Origin of the sequence: Methylobacterium sp. WL18 (assembly GCF_008040015.1) — a bacterium.
GTDB classification, from domain to species: domain Bacteria; phylum Pseudomonadota; class Alphaproteobacteria; order Rhizobiales; family Beijerinckiaceae; genus Methylobacterium; species Methylobacterium mesophilicum.
The window spans coordinates 1-1160 of the sequence record NZ_VRVD01000994.1 but is presented as its reverse complement, the minus strand read 5'-3'; the positions used below and the strand labels follow the sequence as shown (position 1 = coordinate 1160).

1 protein-coding gene is annotated in these 1160 nt (G+C 70.9%); it reads left to right on the top strand.

Annotated features, from left to right (window positions below):
• The first annotated feature begins 138 nt into the window (after nucleotides 1–138).
• Nucleotides 139–894, top strand: a complete 756-nt coding sequence (locus FV228_RS30385; protein ID WP_147857810.1) for a phosphodiester glycosidase family protein — start codon at nucleotides 139–141, stop codon at nucleotides 892–894.
• The last annotated feature ends 266 nt before the right edge of the window (nucleotides 895–1160 follow it).

Below are 1160 nucleotides of genomic sequence, written 5' to 3'. Positions count from 1 at the left end.
GGGGCAGGTGGCGCCGCGCAAGCCCGGCGCCACCCTGCCCCCCGAAGGTGCGGTTCCGGACACCAAAATCGCCGTTTTCCCAGGCGAGAGCCCCTGCGTCGGCCCGCCTCTCCGCCGGTGGGCATCACGGAACCCTCGATGACGACGCGCCCGGCTCACGCTCTCTTGATCGCGCTCCTGACGCTGGTCGCCCTCGGCCGCGGGGCCGTGGCGGCGCCGGCCGCGCCCGATCTGTGCCGGGCCGTCCAGGCGCAGGGCGAGAGCTTCACGGTCTGCACCGTCGACCTGCGGCGCCAGCGGCTGCGGCTGTTCTGGCTTCAGGAGGACGGCCGGCCCTACGGCGCCCTGGGGACGCTCGCGGAGAAGCAGGGCGGCCGCCTCGGCTTCGCGATGAATGCCGGGATGTACGACACGGAGCAGGCGCCGGTGGGCCTCTACGTCGAGGACGGGCGCGAGATGAAGCGCGTCTCGACCGCGGACGGGCCGGGCAACTTCCATCTCAAGCCCAACGGCGTGTTCTGGGTGAAGGGCGACAAGGCCGGCGTGCTCGACACCGGCCACTACCTGCGGGCGAAGATCCGGCCGGACTTCGCCACCCAATCCGGTCCGATGCTGGTGATCGACGGGCAGATCCACCCAAAAATCTCGGCGGACGGGCCGAGCCAGAAGATCCGCAACGGCGTCGGGGTGCAGGAGGATGGCCGCGTGGCTGTGTTCGCCATCTCCGAGCGCCCGGTGACCTTCGGGGCCTTCGCCCGCCTGTTCCGGGACGACCTCGGCTGCCGCAACGCGCTGTTCCTCGACGGCACGGTGTCGAGCCTCTACGCGCCCAATCTCGGCCGCTCCGACATCAGCCGGCCGCTGGGGCCGCTGGTGGGGGCGATGGCGCGGTAGGCGTCACCCACCTTGTCATTCCGGGGCCGCGAAGCGGAGCCCGGAATCCAGAGCCGCAATGCCTTCCGCATTGTCAGCGGCAGCGTTTCGACCCGTTCGTAAGGCGCGGCGGTTCTGGATTCCGGGCTCGCCTGCGGCGCCCGGAATTGTCTGTTGGATGTCTGCTAGTTTGAGGGTGTTCCGCGCCAGCGGGATGCCTGGTCCGGGTGGCCACCCGGACCAGGCGCGAAGCGCCGACCGTCCCGGAATAGGGCTGCAACGCCCGT